The sequence below is a fragment of the Variovorax sp. 01T439_2 genome (genome assembly GCF_056398445.1).
This window is the reverse complement of record NZ_JBFTPJ010001354.1, coordinates 1-1,032: the sequence shown is the minus strand read 5'-3', so window position 1 is coordinate 1,032 and position 1,032 is coordinate 1. Positions and strand designations below refer to the sequence as shown.

Here is a 1,032-nt window from a genome sequence, read left to right as displayed (position 1 = left end):
GTCCAGCTCCAGCCCATGAGCCAGGGCGTGAGCAGCGCCACCGCAATGGCCAGCACGAAGACCGCGGGCGTGTAGACGGCCGCGAACCGGTCGACGAAGCGCTGCGTGGGCGCGCGCGTGCCCTGCGCCTCTTCGACCGCATGGATGATGCGCGCGAGCGTGGTGTTGGCCGCCACCGCGGTGACGCGGAATTCGAGCGCGGCCGTCTGGTTGATGGTGCCCGCGAACACCGGGTCTCCCACCGCCTTGTCGACCGGAATGCTCTCGCCCGTGACCGGCGCCTGGTCGATGGCGCTCGCCCCTTCGGTCACCACGCCGTCCAGCGGCACGCGTTCGCCGGGCCGGATGCGCACCACGGCATCGAGCGCCACCGCATCGGCCTTTTCCGTCTTCCAGCGACCGTCGGGCTGCCTGACCTCGGCCAGTTCGGGCGTCAGCGCCAGCAGGCCCTGGATGGCGTTGCGCGCGCGGTCGACGGCGCGCGCCTCGATCAGCTCGGCAATGGCATAGAGCGCCATCACCATCGCGGCCTCGGGCCATTGCCCGATCAGGAAGGCGCCCGTGACCGCCACGGCCATCAGCGCGTTGATGTTCAGGCGCCCGCGCAGCAGCGCGGCAAACCCCTTCTTGTAGGTGTCGAGGCCGGCCAGTGCGATGGCCGCGAGCGCGAGCCCCATCTCCGCCGCCATGGACCCGGCGCCCTCCGGTGCGAGAAAGGCAACGGCCTCGGCCGCGATGGCGAGCACCAGCGCGGCAACGAGGCGCACGAGGCCGCTGCTCATGCCCGCGATGCCTGCAGAGGCTGCCGCCGGCTGCGCACCGTCGGCCGGCCTGCCTGCCGCGTCGTTCAACGGCTCGGGCTTGAAGCCTGCCTTGCGGATGGCGTCGAGCGCACCGGGCAAGGCGCCTTCGTCGGCCGTGATGGCCATGGTGCGTTCGCCGAGACGAAAGCGCAGCCCGCGCACACCCGCGACCGGTTCGAGCGCGCGCCGGATCTCGGACTCTTCGACCGCGCAGTCCATCGTGGGAATG

General features: G+C 71.7%; 1 protein-coding gene. It reads right to left on the bottom strand.

Translation table 11 applies throughout. The features are described from left to right. A partial coding sequence (locus AC1DOC_RS34900; RefSeq protein WP_478131745.1) for a heavy metal translocating P-type ATPase occupies positions 1–1,031 on the bottom strand: 1,031 nt, incomplete at its 3' end. Position 1,032 lies beyond the last annotated feature (1 nt).